Origin of the sequence: Mycobacterium sp. SMC-4, assembly GCF_025263265.1 — a bacterium.
Lineage (GTDB): Bacteria > Actinomycetota > Actinomycetes > Mycobacteriales > Mycobacteriaceae > Mycobacterium.
In genome coordinates this window covers 554,420-570,763 of sequence record NZ_CP079869.1, presented here as the reverse complement: position 1 = coordinate 570,763, position 16,344 = coordinate 554,420, and the positions used below count along the sequence as shown (strand labels likewise).

Below are 16,344 nucleotides of genomic sequence, written 5' to 3'. Positions count from 1 at the left end.
CTCGGCTACGGTCACCGCATCGGCGTTGCCGCGGCGCCGTCGACGCCGACCGCCGACCGGAGGCGCCCCGATCGTGCCGTTCTTGGCCAGCAGTTCGGCGACCGAGATCGGCCGCGTGCTGCTGGAGTCGTCAGGTCGAGTCATGGTCTGTCGCCTTTGCGCCTCACTGCTTCATCGTCCAGCATCGCGCACGGGTATCCGTTGCGTGCCCGATTCGTCGGCGCCCCCCGCCTCGCCAGGGCCCCCCACCCCACCAGGACCGTCGGCCCCGCCGACCCCACCAGGACCGTCGGCCCCGCCGACCAAAGCCGTGCCGTCGGCTTCGCTGTCGAGTTTCCGCAGAATCAACCCCTCCCGCAACGCCCAAGGGCAGATATCCACCGTTTCGATACCGAGGGCCTTCATGCTCGCCTCCGCCACCAGCGCGCCCGCGACGATCTGCGGCGCGCGGTCGGCGCTCACTCCCTCCAGCTCCGCGCGGTCAGTCGCGGTCATCCTCGAGATGAATGCGATGAGCTGGCGAAGACCCGTCGCCGTCAACGTCCGCTTGACCCGCGGGCCGGCACCCGACGGCGCCGCACCGGTCAGCCGGGCCAGCGAGCGGAATGTCTTCGACGTCGCCACCGCCAGGTCAGCCGGTCCGGCCGCGGTGATCGCGCCCCCGGTGCCGGCCAACTCGTTGGCCAGCCACTCCCGCAGCATGTTCACCCGGCGCCGGCCCGGCGGGTCGTCGGGCAGCCACTCACGGGTCAGGCGGCCGGCCCCCAGCGGCAACGACAGCGCCACGTCGGGCTCCTCGTCCACCCCGCTGGAGAGCTCCAGCGAGCCGCCACCGATGTCGATGTTGATGATCCGTCCGGCACTCCAGCCGTACCACCGGCGCACCGCCAGGAACGTCAGCCGGGACTCGTCGACGCCGCTGAGCACTCGTAGGGCCACGCCGGTCTCGGCCCGCACCCGCGCCAGCACGTCGTCGGAGTTCTTGGCGTCCCGCACCGCCGAGGTGGCGAAAGCCATCATCTCCGCACATCCCGAGCTCCGGGCGATCTTGGCGAACTCGTCGACCGTGCTGATCAACTTCTCGGCGCCGCGCCGGGTGATCTTGCCCGAGTTGTCGGTGGCCTCGGCCAGCCGCAGCGACGCCTTGGTCGAACTCATCGGAGTCGGGTGGCCACCTCGACGCGCATCCACCACCAACAGGTGAACCGTGTTGCTGCCCACGTCGAGCACGCCTAATCGCACCCAACCAACTTAATGGGTCTACCGTGGGAAACCGTGAGCGGATCGGACTATCCCGGTGAGGTCGAGCTGGATTTCGCCCGCGAGTGGGTGGAGTTCTACGACCCTGAAGATCCCACTCATCTGATCGCGGCGGACATGACCTGGTTGCTGTCCCGGTGGACGTGCGTGTTCGGCACGCCGGCCTGCAAAGGGACCGTCGACGATCGCCCCGACGACGGATGTTGTTCGCACGGAGCGTTTCTCTCCGACGACGACGACCGCGCCAAACTCGACGACGCCGTGCAGCTGCTGACCGCCGAGGACTGGCAGTACCGCGACAAGGGGCTGGGGAAGAAGGGCTACCTGGAGTGGGACGAGCACGACGACGAACCCAGCTTGCGCACGCGGAAGTACAAGGGTGCGTGCATCTTCCTGAACCGGCCGGGATGGCCCGGGGGCATCGGTTGCGCACTGCACAGCAAGGCGCTCAAGCTGGGCGTCGAACCGTTGACGCTCAAACCCGAGGTGTGCTGGCAGTTGCCCATCCGACGCACCCAGGAGTGGGTCACCCGTCCTGACGGATCGGAGATCCTGCGGTCGACGATCACCGAGTACGACCGGCGCGGCTGGGGCGAGGGCGGCCTGGATCTGACCTGGTACTGCACCGGCGACCCAGCCGCCCACGTCGGCGAGAGGCCGGTCTGGCAGTCCTACGCCCCGGAGCTGACCGAGTTGCTCGGCGAGAAGGCCTATGCCGAGCTGGCGGCAATGTGCAAGCGCCGCAGCGCTTTAGGGCTTATCGCGGTGCATCCGGCCACCCGCGCCGCACAGTGAGCCCTCACCCTTCGAGCTTGTAGCCCAACCCGCGGACGGTGACCAGGTGCACCGGATTGGCGGGGTCGGACTCGATTTTGCTGCGCAGCCGCTTGACGTGCACGTCGAGGGTCTTGGTGTCCCCGACGTAGTCCGCACCCCACACCCGGTCGATGAGCTGACCGCGGGTCAGCACCCGGCCGCTGTTGCGCATCAGATACTCCAGCAGGTCGAATTCCTTGAGCGGCAGAGTGATCGGGCTGCCGTTGACACTGACGACGTGACGTTCGACGTCCATCCGGACCGGACCGGCCTCCAATACGCCGTCGTCGATCCCGAGCTCGTCCTGGTCGGCGCCGCGCCGAAGCACCGCCCGGATCCGGGCGATCAACTCCCGTGCGGAGTACGGCTTGGTGACGTAGTCGTCGGCGCCGAGTTCCAGGCCGACCACCTTGTCGATCTCGCTGTCCCGAGCGGTCACCATGATCACCGGCACGCTCGAGCGCGACCGCAGCTGTCGGCACACATCGGTGCCGCTCATCCCCGGCAGCATCAGGTCCAGCAGCACGATGTCGGCTCCGGAGCGGTCGAACTCGGCCAGCGCCGAGGGACCGTCGGCCACCACGGTGGTCTCGAAGCCCTCTTTGCGTAACAGGAAGGCCAGGGGATCGGCCAAGGACTCCTCGTCCTCCACGATCAACACGCTGGTCATCGATGCACTAGTCCTCTCGGTCGTCGTTGTCGGAGTCCTTGTCAGGCACATAAGCCGGAATCGACAAGGTGAACGTCGATCCGGTTCCCGGCCGACTCCATAGCCGGATGGATCCGTTGTGGTTGGCCGCGACGTGTTTGACGATCGCCAGCCCCAGGCCGGTCCCGCCGGTGGCGCGTGAGCGCGCCTTGTCGACCCGGAAGAACCGTTCGAACACCCGCTCCTGGTCGGCCGCGGCGATGCCGATGCCGCGATCGGTGACCGCGATCTCGATGTTGGTGCCTTTGCGGCGCCGGCTGATCGACACCGCCGAACCGTGCGGTGAGTAGGCAATCGCGTTGGACATCAGGTTGGCCAATGCCGTCACCAGCAGGGTCTGGTCACCGAGCACCCGGAATCCGGTGGGCGCATCGGTGGTGATGGCGATGTCGGCGTTGTCGGCGGCCACCTTGTGCCGCGACAACGCTTCGGCCACCACGGTGTCGACGTCGACGACACCCAGATCGGGCAGCGCTTCGGCACCCTGCAGCCGGGACAGCTCGATCAGCTCCCCCACCATGTCGGCCAGCCGGTTGGACTCGGTGACGATCTTCTCGGCGAAGTGCCGTACCGTCTCGGGGTCGTCAGCCGAGGCCAGTACCGCTTCGGCCAGCACACTCATCGCGCCGACCGGCGTCTTGAGCTCATGGCTGACGTTGGCCACGAAATCGCGCCGGGTCGCCTCCATCCGGGCCTGTTCGGACTGGTCGTCGACGTAGATCACGGCGAACCGCCGGTCGGTGTCGGTCAGCGGCCGGACGTACCCGCGAACCGAGAGCCCCGACCGACCGGTCCGGCTGGGACTGCGCGACAGGTCGAGCTCGCACTCCTGGCCGGTGGTCAGGGTGCGGCGCGCGGCCGCCCAGGCCCGGTCGTCGAGCAGCCGGTCACGCACCACGCCCAGCTCCTGGGCGCGTTCGTTGCAGTACACGACGTCTCGGAAGGTGTCGACGACGACGACACCGTTGGGCGACTGCGCGGAGATGCGCTCGAGCATCTGGGAGACGGTGAGGCCGGACTGCGCGGCCATGCGGCGCTGACGGCGCTCACGCAGTCGCGGAGCCACCTTGGCTCCGACCGTCACACCGACCAGCAACGCCAGCAGTGCCACGACCGCTGCGAGCAGCAGCGCCGATACGACACTCACGCGATGATCGTACGTATCCGGTGAACGTCATCCCAGCAGCGTGCGGCCAGAACGGGACAACTCACACCGTCAAACCCAACTGTTCGGCAGCGCGTTTGTTGGTGTTCACCTGACGTTCGCCGGCGCCGGTCCCCGGCTACTTGGCGCCCTGGGCGGCCACCGCGGCCGCACCCGCGGCAGCCGCGTCGGGATCGAGGTACGTGCCACCGGCGAGGGTGGGCTTGAGGTTCTCGTCGAGGTCGTAGCGCAGCGGGATCCCGGTCGGGATGTTGAGCCCCACGACATCGTCGTCGGACATCCCGTCGAGGTACTTGACCAGCGCACGCAACGAGTTGCCGTGGGCGGCGATCAACACGGTCTTACCAGCCTGCAGATCAGGCACGATGGTCTCGGTGTAGTACGGAACGAAGCGCTCGACGACGTCCTTGAGGCACTCGGTCAATGGCGGACCGCCGGGCACGTCGGCGTAACGCGGATCGCTGTCCTGACTGAACGTCGAACCGATCTCGATGGCCGGGGGCGGGGTGTCGTAGCTGCGCCGCCAGGCCATGAACTGTTCATCCCCGTACTTGGCCTTGGTCTCGGCCTTGTCCAAGCCCTGCAGCGCGCCATAGTGACGTTCGTTGAGCCGCCAGTCGCGGTGCACCGGGATCCAATGCCGGTCGGCCTTGTCCAGGGCGATGTTGGCGGTGGTGATGGCGCGCCGCAACAACGATGTGTAGACCACGTCGGGCTGCCGGTCCTGCTGGGCGAGCAACTCCCCGGCGCGGGTGGCTTCGGCGCGGCCCTCCTCGGTCAGGTCGACGTCGACCCAGCCGGTGAACAGGTTCAGCGCGTTCCACTCACTCTGGCCGTGGCGGAGCAGGATCAACGTCGCGGTATCTGCCATGTACGGCATCTTCTCACGCGGGCCATCAGTCGTCCTGATCGCTGATGAGGTGCGCGAACGCGCGCAGGTTCTGCAGCGATTCCCCGCGCGAGACCCGCCATTCCCACTCTTTCTCGATCGACGAGCGGAAACCCAGTTCCAACAGCGTGTTGAAGTCGGAGTCGACGGCTTCGAGGACCTGGCCGAGAACCCGGTCGACCTCGTCGGCGGTGACCGAGGCCAGCGCCATCCGGCCGACGAGGTAGATATCGCCGACGTTGTCGAGGGTGTAGGCGACCCCGTAGAGCCGGCGGTTGCGTTTGAGCAGGAACCGGTACACGCCCTCGTGGTTCTCATCGGGCCGGCGGCAGACGAACGCCTCAACACGTACCGAGTGCTCGCCGACGGTCAGGATGGTGTTGGTCGTCAGGCGCCGCTCACCGGGTAACTGGACGACCACACCGGGCAGCCCGCCGTGCGCGCCGGCGTGGTGGAAGTAGGTCAGTTCATGCTCGTTGAGGGTTTCCTCGATGACCGCCACGACGGTGGCCGGGGTGGCGGTCGAGCTGGGCTGATCCGCGGCGCTCATGCCGACACCCCGCGGCGCCGAGAGAAGCGCGGCCGCTGCCGCACAGCCGAGTGCTGGGCAGCCTCGCCTGCCGCACCGGCCCGGTGGTCGGCCGCGGCGCGCCGGTAGCTGGCCAGCAGCGCGTCGACGGTGTGGGCCCAGGAGAACCTGGCGGCATGCTCGACGGCCGCCGAGGCCATCCCGGCCGGATTATCGGAGAAGACCGCACCGAGGGTCCTGGCCCAGTCGCCGATGTCGTGGCCGTCGACCAGGGCCCCGCTGACGCCGTCGCGCACCGCGACCGGCAGCCCGCCCACCGCAGCGGCCACCACCGGGGTTCCGCAGGCCTGCGCCTCGACTGCGACCAGTCCGAAGGACTCCGAATAGCTCGGAACAGCGACGACGTCGGCGGCGCGGTACACCCGCACCAGGTCCGGGCGGGACTGCGGGGGCAGGAAGGTCACCCGCTCGGTGATACCCAGCTCGGCGGCCAGGTGAACCAAGCTGTCCGGGGTGTCCAGTCCCGATCCCGACGGGCCACCGGCGATCACCACCCGCACACCGGGTAACCGTGCCGCGGCCCGCAGCAGCACATCGGGCGCCTTGAGCGGCTGGATCCGGCCGACGAACGCGACGACGGGCTCGCCGTCGGCCAGCCCGAGTGCGGCACGGGCCGCACCGCGATCGCCGGGCGAGAAGGTGTCCAGGTCGACGCCGGGGTGCACGACGTCGATCCGCGCCGGGTCGGCGTGGTGCAGCGAAACCAACTGTTGCGCTTCGTGTTCGGTGTTGACGATGAGCCGGTCGGCTTCGTCGGCCACCTGCTGTTCGCCGACCGAGCGCATCGGCGGTTCGGGACTGTCGCCGTCGGCCAGGGCAGCGTTCTTCACCGCGGCCAGCGTGTGCGCGGTGTGCACCAGTGGCACCGCCCAGCGGTCGGCGGCCAGCCAGCCGACCTGCCCGGACAGCCAGTAATGCGAGTGCACGACGTCGTAGTAACCGGGCTCGTGGGTCGCCTCGGCGCGCAGCACGCCCGCGGTGAACGCGCACAGCTGGGTGGGCAGGTCGTTCTTGTCCAGACCTTCGAATGGACCGGCCACCACGTTGCGCACCAGCACACCGGGCGCCACCCTCACGATCGGCTGATCCGACGACGAGGTGGCCCGGGTGAAGATCTCGACCTCCACGCCGCGGCGGGCCAGCTCCAACGCCGTCTGCAGCACGTAGACGTTCATGCCCCCGGCGTCACCGGTTCCCGGCTGGGCCAGCGGTGAGGTGTGCACGGACAGCACCGCCACGCGGCGCGGCTCGGGCACGCTGGACGCCAGGCCGGCCTGGTCGGTCGCGGGAGACACATCGTCATGTCTACACCGCTCTCGCTACCGCGGGACTGCGGCACTCACCTCACAGGCGGCGTGAACGTGCGCGGCGCATCGCGCCGATCGGGTCGGCGTAAAGCCCGCCGAGGGACACCACACCGGCCCCGGCAGCCTGGACGCGGTTGCCGAATGCGGTGATCCGGATGTCGCGCGGCGCCAGCACGGAGCGCTGCTGGAATGCCTGCTCGACGATCGCCATGCCCTCGGGATACTCGGTGAACGCCTGACCGCCCACCACCAGATCGTCGGGGTTGAGCATGTCGCGCAGCAGTGCCACCGCCTCACCGAGGACGCGGGCACGTTCGGCGACCAGGGCCGCGGCGTCCTCGTTGCCCTGGCGGGCGGCGCGCAACACCGCGGTCACCGTCGAGGGTGGACCGTCGCTGCGCAGGACACCCACGCGGCGGGCCGCCACCAGCACTGCCTCGTCGCTGACCGTGGACTCCAACTGCCCTGAGCCGCCCAGCAACTCGGACTGCACCGGCAACTCGGCGATGGTGCCGGGACCGCTGGCCGGCGAGTGCACCCGACCTCCGATGGACAGCGCATAGCCAACGGTCTCGCGCGCGTAGACGTAGAGGCTGGTCGCGGTCGCAGACGGTTGCCGACGCACCCCGAGCAGCAGCTCGGCGCCCGCCATGGCGTCCACGTGTGATGCCACCGAGACCGGTAGGCCGAGCGCTTCGGCGAGCACCGGGCCCACCGGGGCGTCCGACCAGCCCAGCCGCGGGTGGTCCAGGTAGCCCAGCGTGCTGTCGACGACACCGCCGGTGGCCACGCCGACCCACAACGGGCGGCGCCGGTGCCGGGCAGCACCGCCGGCTCGCGGGGGGCGGCTCAGGTAACGGCGGGCGCTGGCGGCGATCTCGGCCAGCGCGGGCGCCTGCGGCCCGCGCGGTGTCGGGATCTCCACGACGTCGAGGGTGCGACCGAACAGGTCGGCGGCGACGATGCTGGTGGTGCGTGCACCGATGTGCACACCGAGGGTCAGGTAGGGCTCGTGGTTGACCTCGACGGGCACGCGGGGTCGGCCGATGGCGCCGGATACCGCCAGGTCGGGGCGCTCCCGCAGCATGCCCACCTCGAGCAGCGCAGTGACCTGGCGGTTCACCGTCGCGATGCTCAGGCCGCTGACCTGGGCGATGACGTCGCGGGCGATCGGACCGCGCTGTCGTGCGGCGGCGAACACCAGGGCCGCGGCCGCTTCGGGTACACGCAGCGACGGCGCCACGACGTGGTGCAGCAGCGCCTGCGGGTAGCGCGCCGACACGGCGACCGGCGTCAGACGTTCGGCCGGTGCGGGGCGGGCGGCAAGGGTGGAAACGGAAGCGCTCACGAGGGTTGTCCTTCTGCAGAGGTCGGTCAGGGGGCTGGGCCACACCTGGCGACTCGCAGGGACTGCGGTGGAGTCCGGGTTCGGTCAGGCGCGGCGAAGTGCGTGGCAACAACACGCACGCCGCGCGGCAGCGAGTACTGCCTGACCATTCCGGTACACGCAGTCAAGTTAACACGATGCAGGCGAGCGCGCTAAGCCTGTGCTGCGCGGCCTACTGTTGAGTCCATGACGACCCCTTCCGACACCCGCCGAGTCGCCGTGGTCACCGGAGCCAGCGCCGGAATCGGTGAGGCGACCGCGAGAACCCTTGCCGGGCAAGGATTTCATGTGGTCTGTGTGGCTCGCCGGGAAGCACCGATCAAGGCTCTTGCCGCGGAGATCGACGGCACCGCGATTGTGGCCGACGTCACTGACGCGACGGCGGTGGCGGCCATGGCCGGCCGCCTGGACCGGGTCGACTTGCTGGTCAACAATGCCGGCGGGGCGCGCGGGCTGGAGTCGGTCGCCGACGCCGACGTCGAGCACTGGCGCTGGATGTGGGAGGCCAACGTGCTGGGCACACTGCACGTCACCCGCGCGCTGCTGCCCAAGCTGATCGAGTCCGGTGATGGGCTGATCGTGACCGTCACGTCGATAGCAGCGGTGGAAATCTACGACAACGGCGGCGGGTACACCTCGGCCAAGCACGCCCAGGGGGTGCTGCACCGCACGTTGCGCAGCGAACTGCTGGGACAACCGGTGCGGCTCACCGAGGTCGCGCCCGGAATGGTCAAGACCGACTTTTCGCTGAACCGCTTCTCCGGCGACGCGGAACGGGCCGAGAAGGTCTACCAGGGCGTCACCCCGTTGGTCGCCGAGGACATCGCCGAGGTGATCGGGTTCGTCGCGTCCCGGCCCCCGCACGTGGACCTGGACCTGATCGTGGTCCGGCCGCGGGACCAGGTCAGCGGCGCCGCCGGTTCGCGGTTCAACCGCCGGTAGGCCAACAGCTCGGCGCTGTCGCGGGCCGCGAGAGTGCGTTGAGAGCGTCCGCGCGGCCTCAAGACGCGATCTGTGGGCACTCTCGACGCAGGCCAGCGGTTAGCCGCCGGGCGCACCGGCCGGTTGCGGCGCCTGCGACGGTGTCACCGGCGCCGTGTCGGGAATGCCGGCCGGCGCCTGCGGCGAGAGCGCCGACATCGCCTCCCACTGCTCCCACGGCGCGGCCCAGTCCCAGATGTCGCCGTCGGCATAGGACAGCGGGATGCGGGTGCCGGTGACCTCGACCGGGTCCCCGTACACCGCGCTGTGGAAGTACTGCTCGGCGTCCTCTAGCGAAAGGTTGATGCAGCCGTTGGTGACATTGCTGTTGCCCTGCGCGCCGGCGCTGGCCGGGTTGGCGTGGATGAACTCGCCGTTGTTGGAGATCCGCACCGCGAACCGCTCACGCACGTTGGCGTAACCGGCGGCCGGATTGGTCATGTAGAAGTCCTCGTACTTCTCGGTGACCACGTGGATTCCGCTGCGGGTGACGTTACGGTCCAGGTCGCCCTCGCCGTAGCTGCAGGGGAAATCCATCATCACCCCGTCGTCGGTGATGACCTGGATGCGGTGGCTACTCGCCTCGGCCTTGACGATCTGGCGCCGGCCGATGGCGAAGTCCAGCGTGGAGTCGGCCGCGCCATAGGCCCCGTCGCCGAACGGCACCCCGTAGAGCCTCGCGTCGACGTGCACGGTGGTGCCGGCCGGAAAGTACTCGCGGGTGCGCCAGTGCACCCGGGAACCGGCGGCCTCGTCAGGCAGCCAGGCCCAACCACCCTCGACCGCCGGGGTGGTGGTGACGGTGAGCGCCTGCTCCACACCGGCGCGGGCGGACTCCGGGACCGACGAATTGAACTGCAGCATGATCGGCGTGGCGACGCCTACGGTCTGGCCGTCGGCCAGTTGGAACCGACCGTTGACCTGGTTTGCGGGGTTGACCGTGGTGAACGCGCCCGCAACCGGGACGGTTGCGCCGTCCGGGCCCAGCGCGCTGCCGGCCCAGGTGTAGGTCATGCCGTAACCGAGCGGTTCGGTGATGGTGAACGACGTGCGCTCGGGATTGAGCTCGCCGGCGACGATCTTGCCGTGAGGATTGGTCAACCGGACGTGATCGAGCGTGCCGCCCTCGACGTGCACCGCGATGCGAGCGGTCGGGTTGACCTCGCGTGCGGCATCTGCCGGCTCGAAATCGACGGAGGGCTGCGGGGGCGCCTCGTCGGCCTCGTCACCGCCGAGCCCGCCACCGGATCCACAGGCCGCCAGCGCACCCGGGGCGATGACGCCGACGGCCAGCGCGGCCAGCACGCGCCGTCTGCTCAGCGCGGGATCTGCAGAGCTCACGCCCATCGACAGTACCTAGAGAACGGCCCCGATCAGGGTTGGCTCCGGGGTGAGTTCGATCTCGAAAACCGCGGCGACCCCGTCGCGTATGTCCCTGGCCAGCGCCACGATGTCTGCGCTGGTCGCGTGTCCGCGGTTGGTCAATGCCAGCGCGTGCTTGGTGGACAGCCGTGCCGGTGCGCCGGCGCCCGGGTATCCCTTCCCGAAGCCCGACTGCTCGACCAGCCAGCCGGCGGCCAGCTTCACCCCGTGCGGGGCCGGATAGTGCGGGACCGGTCCTCGGGCCGCCGCCACCACGCGCTCGTAGTCGGCATGCGAGACCACCGGATTGGTGAAGAACGACCCGACGCTCCAGGTGTCGTGGTCGACCTCGTCGAGCACCATGCCTTTGCCGGCGCGCAAGGCCAGCACCGCCGACCGCACGGCCGCCGGGTCGGTGCGCTCCCCCGGCTCGACACGCAGTGCCGCGGCCAGCTCTCGGTAGCGCACCGGGGCGCTGCGGCCCGACGCGTCGAGCGTGAACTCCACCTCCAACACCACCATCGTCGACGAGTTCTTCAAGATACTTGTGCGGTAACCGAATTCGAGCTCCTCCGGGCAGACCCAGCGATCCGCACCGGTGCGTCGGTCCAGTAACCGCACCCGGCTCAGCGTGTCGGCGACCTCGGCACCGTAGGCGCCGACGTTCTGCACCGGCGTCGCACCCGCCGATCCCGGGATGCCGGACAGGCATTCCAGTCCACCCAGTCGGTGCGACAGCGCGGTCACGACGACGTCGTCCCACACCGCGCCGGCCTCGGCGCGCACTCGGTCCCCGTCGACGGCGATGCCTCTATTGGCCAGGCGGACCACGGTCAGATCGGCGAGGTCCTCGCTGAGCACCACGTTGGAGCCGCCGGCCAGGATCAGCGCGTCGGGGCCGGCGGCCTGTACGGCGTCGATCACCTGATCGGTGGTGGTGCACGTCGCGACCCGTGCTGCCACCGGACCCACACGCAATGTGGTCAGCGGCGCCAGCGGCACCCGCTCGGCGACCGCCACGCCCCCTAGCGTCGAAGTGACCACGGCCGCTAACGGTAGCGTGGTTTGCTATGCCGCGTTCATTCGACTTGGCCGCCGAATACGAGGGCACCGTCGAACAGGTTCACCGCGCCTTCAGTGACGAGCAGTACTGGTTGGTGCGCCTGGAGGATTCCGGCGCAGATCACGTTCGACTCGACGAGATGACCATCGAGACATCAGGAACCATCCGCGTCCGTACCACCCAGATTCTGCGATCCGACCGGCTCCCGGCGGTGGTGACGCAGTTCCACCGCGGCGACCTCAGTTTCGTGCGGGAAGAGGTGTGGACACCGGTGGTCGACGGGCAGGCCAGCGCGGTGGTCAGCGGCTCCGTTCCGGGCGCTCCGGCCAGCCTGACCGGCAACGCGTCGTTGATTCCGGGGCCCGCCGACGGTCGCGCACGGATGGACCTCAAGGCCACCGTCGAGGTTCGGGTGCCGTTGGTCGGCGGCAAGATCGAGAATTTCATCGGTAGCCAGCTGGTCGAGCTGCTGATCGCCGAGCAACGTTTCACCACGGGGTGGATCACCGAGAACGGCTGACGTCGGCCTTACCATCGGGCCATGCCGCCAGCGCGCCCGCTCGGTGCGATCACCCGGGGCACCACCGGCCACAACCGGTTACGCCGTAGCGATCGATGGATGGTGCACTCCTCCCGGGTCCGCACCGCGTTGCAGGCCGGCCGGGACCCGCTGGTGATCGACCTGGGTTACGGCGCCAAACCTGTCACCACGCTCGAGCTGGCCGTCCGGTTGCGCGAGGTGCGCGCCGATGTCCGGGTGGTCGGCCTGGAGATCGACCCCGACCGGGTGCAGGCCGCCCGTCCGGCGACCGAGCCCGGGGTCGAGTTCGCGCTCGGAGGTTTCGAATTGGCCGGCCATCGCCCGGTGCTGGTGCGCGCTTTCAACGTGTTGCGGCAATACCCCGTCGACGCGGTACCACAGGCGTGGGCTGAGATGCAGCGCCGGCTGGCGCCGGGCGGCCTGATCGTCGACGGCACCTGTGACGAGCTCGGCCGCCGCTGCTGCTGGGTGTTGCTGGACGGCGAGGCTGCGGTCAGTCTCACGCTGGCCTGCGATCCGTTCGCCATCGAGCGGCCCTCCGACCTGGCCGAGCGGCTGCCCAAGGTGTTGATCCATCACAACGTCGACGGTCAACCGATCCACACGTTGCTGCGCGCCGCCGACCAGGCTTGGGCCAACGTGGCCGGCCACGGCGTCTTCGGGCCGCGCGCCCGTTGGCGTGCGATGACCGAAGCCCTTGCCGCGGCCGGTTTTCCGGTGAGCAGCCCGCGGCGCAGCGTACGTGACGGGGTGCTGACGGTGCCGTGGTCGGCCGTGGCGCCCATCAGCTGAGACCGCGGGAACCGGACCCGTCACTACGCTGGGGGCATGCGCATCGCCCTGGCCCAGATCCGCAGCAGCGACGAGCCGGCCGCCAACCTGGCCCTGGTCGAGGACTACACCCGGCAGGCCGTGCACGCCGGCGCGTCGCTGGTGCTGTTCCCCGAGGCGACCATGTGCCGGTTCGGAGTGCCGCTGGCTCCAGTCGCCGAGCCGTTCGACGGGCAGTGGGCTTCCGGGGTGCGGGCCATCGCGCAGCGTGCCGGCGTGGTCGTGGTGGCCGGCATGTTCTGTCCCGCCGAGGACGGGTCACGGGTGACCAACACGTTGATCGCCACCGGACCCGGCGTCGACGCGCGCTACGACAAGATCCACCTCTACGACGCGTTCGGCTTCACCGAGTCCAAGACCGTCGCCCCCGGCACCGAGCCGGTCGTCGTCACCGTCGACGGCGTAGGTGTCGGACTGACGCTGTGTTACGACATCCGCTTCCCCGAACTCTATGTCGAACTCGCCGAACGTGGCGCCGAGGTGATCACCGCACACGCGTCCTGGGGCACCGGTCCCGGCAAACTCGAGCAGTGGACGTTGCTGGCACGCGCGCGGGCCATCGACACCAGCTGCGTGGTCGCCGCCGTGGGGCAGGCCTATCCCGGAGACGAGTTGGCCAAGCTGGGCCCCACCGGGGTGGGCGGCAGCCTGGTGGCCTCCGCGCTGGGCGAGGTGGTGACCTCGGCGGGCCCCGACCCGCAGCTACTGGTCGGCGACGTCGACCTGGAAGCGGCCCGCGCGGCCCGCGCCACCGTGGCGGTCATGGACAACCGCTCAGCGTGTGCTCATCCGGGTAGGGCAGAATCGCGGGCGTGACCGATCCCTGGGCCCGTCCGCCGCAGCAACCCGGCCCGCCGCAGCCACAATTCCCCCCGAATATTCCGCAGGGGTCCGCACCGGGTGTTCCCCCCGGTTATCCGCCGCCCCCGCCGACCGACCAGGAGGGGTCCTCGTTGCCGGCAAAGTTGAAGAAGCTGCTCAGCGACCCCCTCTCGGTGGTGCTGGCGGTGGTGATCGTCGTCGCTCTGGTGGTGGCCGGTTTCCTCGCCGGCGAGCTGTATGCCCGCAACCGCGCCGACTCGGTGGTCGCCGGTGTCGTCGCGTGCGTGGTCCAAGATGACGCCGAGGCGTCGTTCGGTGCGCTGCCGCCCTTCCTGATGCAGCATGTGACGGGTCACTACACCAACATCCGCATTCAGACGGCCGGAAATCAGGTCCGCGACGCCAAGGGCATGAAGGTGGAACTGGACATCAACGATGTCCGGCTGGAGGACACCGCCGACTCCGGCGGCTCGGTCGGGTCATTGGTCGCGCACATCACATGGAGTGCCGAGGGAATCAAGCAGACCCTGCAGGGCGCTATCCCGCTGGTCGGTAGCTTCGTCAGCGGGGTGACCACCAATCCGGGTGACGGCACCATCGAGCTCGAGGGGGCGCTGGGCAGCATCACCGCGCGCCCGCAGGTCACCGATGGCGGCATCGCGCTGCAGGTGCAGCGGGTGACCGGATTGGGCTTCACCCTTCCCCGCGAGGCAGTCCAGCCGGCGTTGGACGCGTTCACCTCCGAGCTGACGCAGAACTATCCGATGGACATCAAGGCCGATTCGGTGCAGGTCACCGATTCCGGTGTGGTGAGCCAATTCTCGACGCGCAACGCCTCGATTCCGAAACAGTCACAGGATCCCTGTTTCAGCGGGCTGTGACCCTCTAGCGGTCGAAACCGTCGAGAACGGCTCTGCTGCCCGATAATCCGAGACGCGTGGCGCCGGCGTCGAGCAATGCCGCTGCGTGGTCCGCGGTGCGGATCCCGCCGCTTGCTTTGATGCCCAGCCGCGTACCCACCACCTCGGCCATCAGCTCGACCGCACGCACCGAGGCGCCGCCACCGGGATGAAACCCGGTGGATGTCTTGACGAAGTCGGCACCGGCATCCTCTGCGGCCCGGCAGGCACCCACCAGGCAATCGTGGTCGCCGAGACTCAACAGCGCCGCGGATTCGACGATGACCTTGAGGACGGTCTGCGGCACTGCGCTGCGCACCGCGGCGATGTCGGCGCGCACCCGGTCGAAATCGCCGCTCAGCGCCACACCGACGTCGATCACCATATCGATCTCGGCTGCACCGACTGCCGCGGCCAGCTCGGCTTCGGCCGCCTTGACCGCCGAGAAGTGCTTGCCGGACGGGAAACCCACCACCGCAGCCACCGTTTGCGGGCCCCGCAAGGCCCCCATGGCCGCGGCCACCAGGGTCGGTGACACGCAGATCGCGTAGACGTCGAGTTCGGCAGCTTCAGCGGCCAATGCGGCGACGTCGGTCTCTGTCGCTTCGGGTTTGAGCAGGGTGTGGTCGACCAAGGCCGCGACGTCGGCGCGGCGGCGCGAACCCATCAGAAGGGTTCTTCGGTGCCACCCGGGTTGCAGCCGCTGGCCATCATCACCTCGGGGGTGACCTCCGGACGCCACGGCTCCAGGTTCCAGCTGGTCTTGCCAGGCTGAAAGATCTCGGCGATCTTCCAGTGGCACATGAATTGTTCTTTCATCCCGGGGATCTCGGCCTCGGGCGAGAGTGCCAGCACTTCGACCCACGCCTGTTCGCCGGCCGCGCTGCTACCGGGGCGCGCCGAGGTGTCACGCCCGGCCGGGGTGGGATAGACCCGCAGGCTCGACAGATCGCCCCACTTGGCCCACTCCACCGAGTCGACATACGGGGGCTGTTGCAGCACCGGGGTGGCCGGCGCGGCCGGAGCGAAGACGGTGGGCAGCGCGCACGCCGCCGCAGCGACGGCGAGGATGCGACGCCGCACTACCGCGACTTCCCTTGCACGTCGAGGATCTTCGGGCGCACGTCGACGAGGTAGACACCCGCGGCGACGGCGGCGATGGCCGCCCCCAGCACGCCCCGGAACAGCAGCAGCAGCAGGATGCTGATGCCCAGGATCGCCAGCCAGGCCGGCTTGGAGAGTTTGTCGGCTGCGGTGTACGCATCCGGTCGCTGCATCGCCGCGTGTACGAACGAGTACACTCCGGCGACCAGAACGACAAGGGTCAACGCCATGATGATGACGCCCGCAAGGTCGGCAAGTATCACCTCACCAGCCTATGCGGGCGTCAACGTCGGCGTCGAATTACTTCTGGGTGACCTTCTTGGCTGCGGCCTTCTTGGCCGGAGCCTTCTTGGCCGGAGTCTTCTTGGCCGGAGCCTTCTTGGCCGGAGCCTTCTTGGCCGGAGCCTTCTCGGCAGCCTTCTGCACCGGCTCGGCGGCGGACTCCGCGCGCTTGGGCAGCTCGACGCCGACCAGCTTGGCGGCGCGCTCACCGACCGCACGGGTCTGCGAGGCGACATTGCCCAGAGCTTCCTGAGTCAGCTCGACGGCCTGGTCGGTGTACTCCTCCACCCGGCTGGCGGCCTCCTCCAGCGCCGGCTGCGCACGCAGCCGCTCCAGC

At 69.3% G+C, this 16,344-nt stretch carries 18 protein-coding genes and 1 pseudogene; 6 read left to right on the top strand and 13 right to left on the bottom strand.

Going from position 1 to position 16,344, the window contains the following annotated elements; translation table 11 throughout:
• Positions 1 to 171: 171 nt before the first annotated feature.
• The gene (locus KXD98_RS02780) at positions 172 to 1,242 is read right to left on the bottom strand and encodes a Ppx/GppA phosphatase family protein (RefSeq protein ID WP_260761771.1); all 1,071 of its coding nucleotides are present in this window, start codon (positions 1,240 to 1,242) and stop codon (positions 172 to 174) included.
• A gap of 12 nt (positions 1,243 to 1,254) precedes the next feature.
• Between KXD98_RS02780 and KXD98_RS02775 the strand changes: the two genes are divergently transcribed.
• Entirely contained in the window at positions 1,255 to 2,055 is an 801-nt protein-coding gene (locus tag KXD98_RS02775; RefSeq protein ID WP_260761770.1) for a hypothetical protein, read from the top strand.
• Positions 2,056 to 2,059: 4 nt separating this feature from the next.
• On the opposite strand, the gene regX is transcribed toward KXD98_RS02775, so the two are convergent.
• The 6 genes from regX to KXD98_RS02745 form a co-directional block, all read right to left on the bottom strand.
• The gene (gene regX, locus KXD98_RS02770) at positions 2,060 to 2,746 is read right to left on the bottom strand and encodes a two-component sensory transduction protein RegX (RefSeq protein WP_260761769.1); all 687 of its coding nucleotides are present in this window, start codon (positions 2,744 to 2,746) and stop codon (positions 2,060 to 2,062) included.
• Between the two features lie 7 nt (positions 2,747 to 2,753).
• Positions 2,754 to 3,932 (bottom strand): cell wall metabolism sensor histidine kinase WalK, encoded by a 1,179-nt coding sequence (locus KXD98_RS02765; RefSeq protein WP_260761768.1) that lies wholly within the window; start codon positions 3,930 to 3,932, stop codon positions 2,754 to 2,756.
• A 136-nt stretch (positions 3,933 to 4,068) separates the two neighbouring features.
• Positions 4,069 to 4,821 (bottom strand): phosphoglyceromutase, encoded by a 753-nt coding sequence (locus KXD98_RS02760; RefSeq protein ID WP_260761767.1) that lies wholly within the window; start codon positions 4,819 to 4,821, stop codon positions 4,069 to 4,071.
• 25 nt (positions 4,822 to 4,846) lie between these two features.
• Positions 4,847 to 5,389, bottom strand: coding sequence for a YbjN domain-containing protein (locus tag KXD98_RS02755; protein WP_260761766.1), 543 nt, complete (start codon positions 5,387 to 5,389; stop codon positions 4,847 to 4,849).
• Positions 5,386 to 6,723 carry a D-inositol-3-phosphate glycosyltransferase gene (gene mshA, locus KXD98_RS02750; RefSeq protein ID WP_260761765.1) on the bottom strand — a complete coding sequence of 446 codons (1,338 nt, stop codon included), beginning with the start codon at positions 6,721 to 6,723 and terminating at the stop codon, positions 5,386 to 5,388. The genes KXD98_RS02755 and mshA overlap by 4 nt, the downstream gene beginning before the upstream one ends.
• A 49-nt stretch (positions 6,724 to 6,772) precedes the next feature.
• Positions 6,773 to 8,032 (bottom strand): ROK family protein, encoded by a 1,260-nt coding sequence (locus KXD98_RS02745; RefSeq protein WP_260764944.1) that lies wholly within the window; start codon positions 8,030 to 8,032, stop codon positions 6,773 to 6,775.
• Between the two features lie 276 nt (positions 8,033 to 8,308).
• On the opposite strand from KXD98_RS02745, the gene KXD98_RS02740 reads away from it, so the two are divergent.
• Positions 8,309 to 9,064, top strand: coding sequence for an SDR family oxidoreductase (locus KXD98_RS02740; RefSeq protein WP_260761764.1), 756 nt, complete (start codon positions 8,309 to 8,311; stop codon positions 9,062 to 9,064).
• Positions 9,065 to 9,163: 99 nt separating this feature from the next.
• Here the strand turns inward: KXD98_RS02740 and KXD98_RS02735 are convergent, their stop codons facing one another.
• Together KXD98_RS02735 and KXD98_RS02730 are read right to left on the bottom strand one after the other, a co-directional pair.
• On the bottom strand, positions 9,164 to 10,444 hold the full coding sequence (locus tag KXD98_RS02735; protein WP_313901261.1) for an Ig-like domain-containing protein: 1,281 nt from the start codon (positions 10,442 to 10,444) through the stop codon (positions 9,164 to 9,166).
• A 15-nt stretch (positions 10,445 to 10,459) separates the two neighbouring features.
• On the bottom strand, positions 10,460 to 11,509 hold the full coding sequence (locus KXD98_RS02730; RefSeq protein WP_260761762.1) for a UDP-N-acetylmuramate dehydrogenase: 1,050 nt from the start codon (positions 11,507 to 11,509) through the stop codon (positions 10,460 to 10,462).
• A 26-nt stretch (positions 11,510 to 11,535) separates the two neighbouring features.
• On the opposite strand from KXD98_RS02730, the gene KXD98_RS02725 reads away from it, so the two are divergent.
• The 4 genes from KXD98_RS02725 to KXD98_RS02710 are packed head-to-tail and all read left to right on the top strand — an operon-like array spanning position 11,536 to position 14,603.
• Positions 11,536 to 12,048 carry a DUF2505 domain-containing protein gene (locus KXD98_RS02725; RefSeq protein ID WP_260761761.1) on the top strand — a complete coding sequence of 171 codons (513 nt, stop codon included), beginning with the start codon at positions 11,536 to 11,538 and terminating at the stop codon, positions 12,046 to 12,048.
• Between the two features lie 21 nt (positions 12,049 to 12,069).
• Positions 12,070 to 12,861: a class I SAM-dependent methyltransferase gene (locus tag KXD98_RS02720; RefSeq protein WP_260761760.1), complete on the top strand. Its 792-nt coding sequence runs from the start codon at positions 12,070 to 12,072 to the stop codon at positions 12,859 to 12,861.
• A gap of 36 nt (positions 12,862 to 12,897) precedes the next feature.
• Positions 12,898 to 13,716, top strand: coding sequence for a carbon-nitrogen hydrolase family protein (locus tag KXD98_RS02715; RefSeq protein ID WP_260761759.1), 819 nt, complete (start codon positions 12,898 to 12,900; stop codon positions 13,714 to 13,716).
• The gene (locus tag KXD98_RS02710; RefSeq protein ID WP_260761758.1) at positions 13,713 to 14,603 is read left to right on the top strand and encodes a DUF2993 domain-containing protein; all 891 of its coding nucleotides are present in this window, start codon (positions 13,713 to 13,715) and stop codon (positions 14,601 to 14,603) included. The genes KXD98_RS02715 and KXD98_RS02710 overlap by 4 nt, the downstream gene beginning before the upstream one ends.
• Positions 14,604 to 14,607: 4 nt before the next feature.
• Here the strand turns inward: KXD98_RS02710 and deoC are convergent, their stop codons facing one another.
• From deoC to KXD98_RS28475, 4 genes and pseudogenes are all read right to left on the bottom strand, one after another.
• Entirely contained in the window at positions 14,608 to 15,288 is a 681-nt protein-coding gene (gene deoC, locus KXD98_RS02705; RefSeq protein ID WP_260761757.1) for a deoxyribose-phosphate aldolase, read from the bottom strand.
• Positions 15,288 to 15,704, bottom strand: coding sequence for a DUF2599 domain-containing protein (locus tag KXD98_RS02700; RefSeq protein ID WP_396882303.1), 417 nt, complete (start codon positions 15,702 to 15,704; stop codon positions 15,288 to 15,290). The genes deoC and KXD98_RS02700 overlap by 1 nt, the downstream gene beginning before the upstream one ends.
• Positions 15,704 to 15,988 (bottom strand): DUF2516 family protein, encoded by a 285-nt coding sequence (locus tag KXD98_RS02695; protein ID WP_260761756.1) that lies wholly within the window; start codon positions 15,986 to 15,988, stop codon positions 15,704 to 15,706. Before KXD98_RS02695 ends, KXD98_RS02700 begins: the two co-directional genes overlap by 1 nt.
• A gap of 55 nt (positions 15,989 to 16,043) precedes the next feature.
• Positions 16,044 to 16,184, bottom strand: a pseudogene (locus tag KXD98_RS28475) (hypothetical protein); the annotation flags it as partial.
• Positions 16,185 to 16,344 lie beyond the last annotated feature (160 nt).

What these genes read in the sequence shown, in the direction of transcription:
- KXD98_RS02775 (WP_260761770.1), top strand. Translation starts at nt 1,255, where the DNA reads ATGGGTCTACCGTGGGAAACCGTGAGCGGATCGGACTATCCCGGTGAG.
- regX (WP_260761769.1), bottom strand. Translation starts at nt 2,746, where the DNA reads ATGACCAGCGTGTTGATCGTGGAGGACGAGGAGTCCTTGGCCGATCCC.
- KXD98_RS02760 (WP_260761767.1), bottom strand. Translation starts at nt 4,821, where the DNA reads ATGGCAGATACCGCGACGTTGATCCTGCTCCGCCACGGCCAGAGTGAG.
- KXD98_RS02755 (WP_260761766.1), bottom strand. Translation starts at nt 5,389, where the DNA reads ATGAGCGCCGCGGATCAGCCCAGCTCGACCGCCACCCCGGCCACCGTC.
- KXD98_RS02740 (WP_260761764.1), top strand. Translation starts at nt 8,309, where the DNA reads ATGACGACCCCTTCCGACACCCGCCGAGTCGCCGTGGTCACCGGAGCC.
- KXD98_RS02725 (WP_260761761.1), top strand. Translation starts at nt 11,536, where the DNA reads ATGCCGCGTTCATTCGACTTGGCCGCCGAATACGAGGGCACCGTCGAA.
- KXD98_RS02720 (WP_260761760.1), top strand. Translation starts at nt 12,070, where the DNA reads ATGCCGCCAGCGCGCCCGCTCGGTGCGATCACCCGGGGCACCACCGGC.
- KXD98_RS02715 (WP_260761759.1), top strand. Translation starts at nt 12,898, where the DNA reads ATGCGCATCGCCCTGGCCCAGATCCGCAGCAGCGACGAGCCGGCCGCC.
- deoC (WP_260761757.1), bottom strand. Translation starts at nt 15,288, where the DNA reads ATGGGTTCGCGCCGCCGCGCCGACGTCGCGGCCTTGGTCGACCACACC.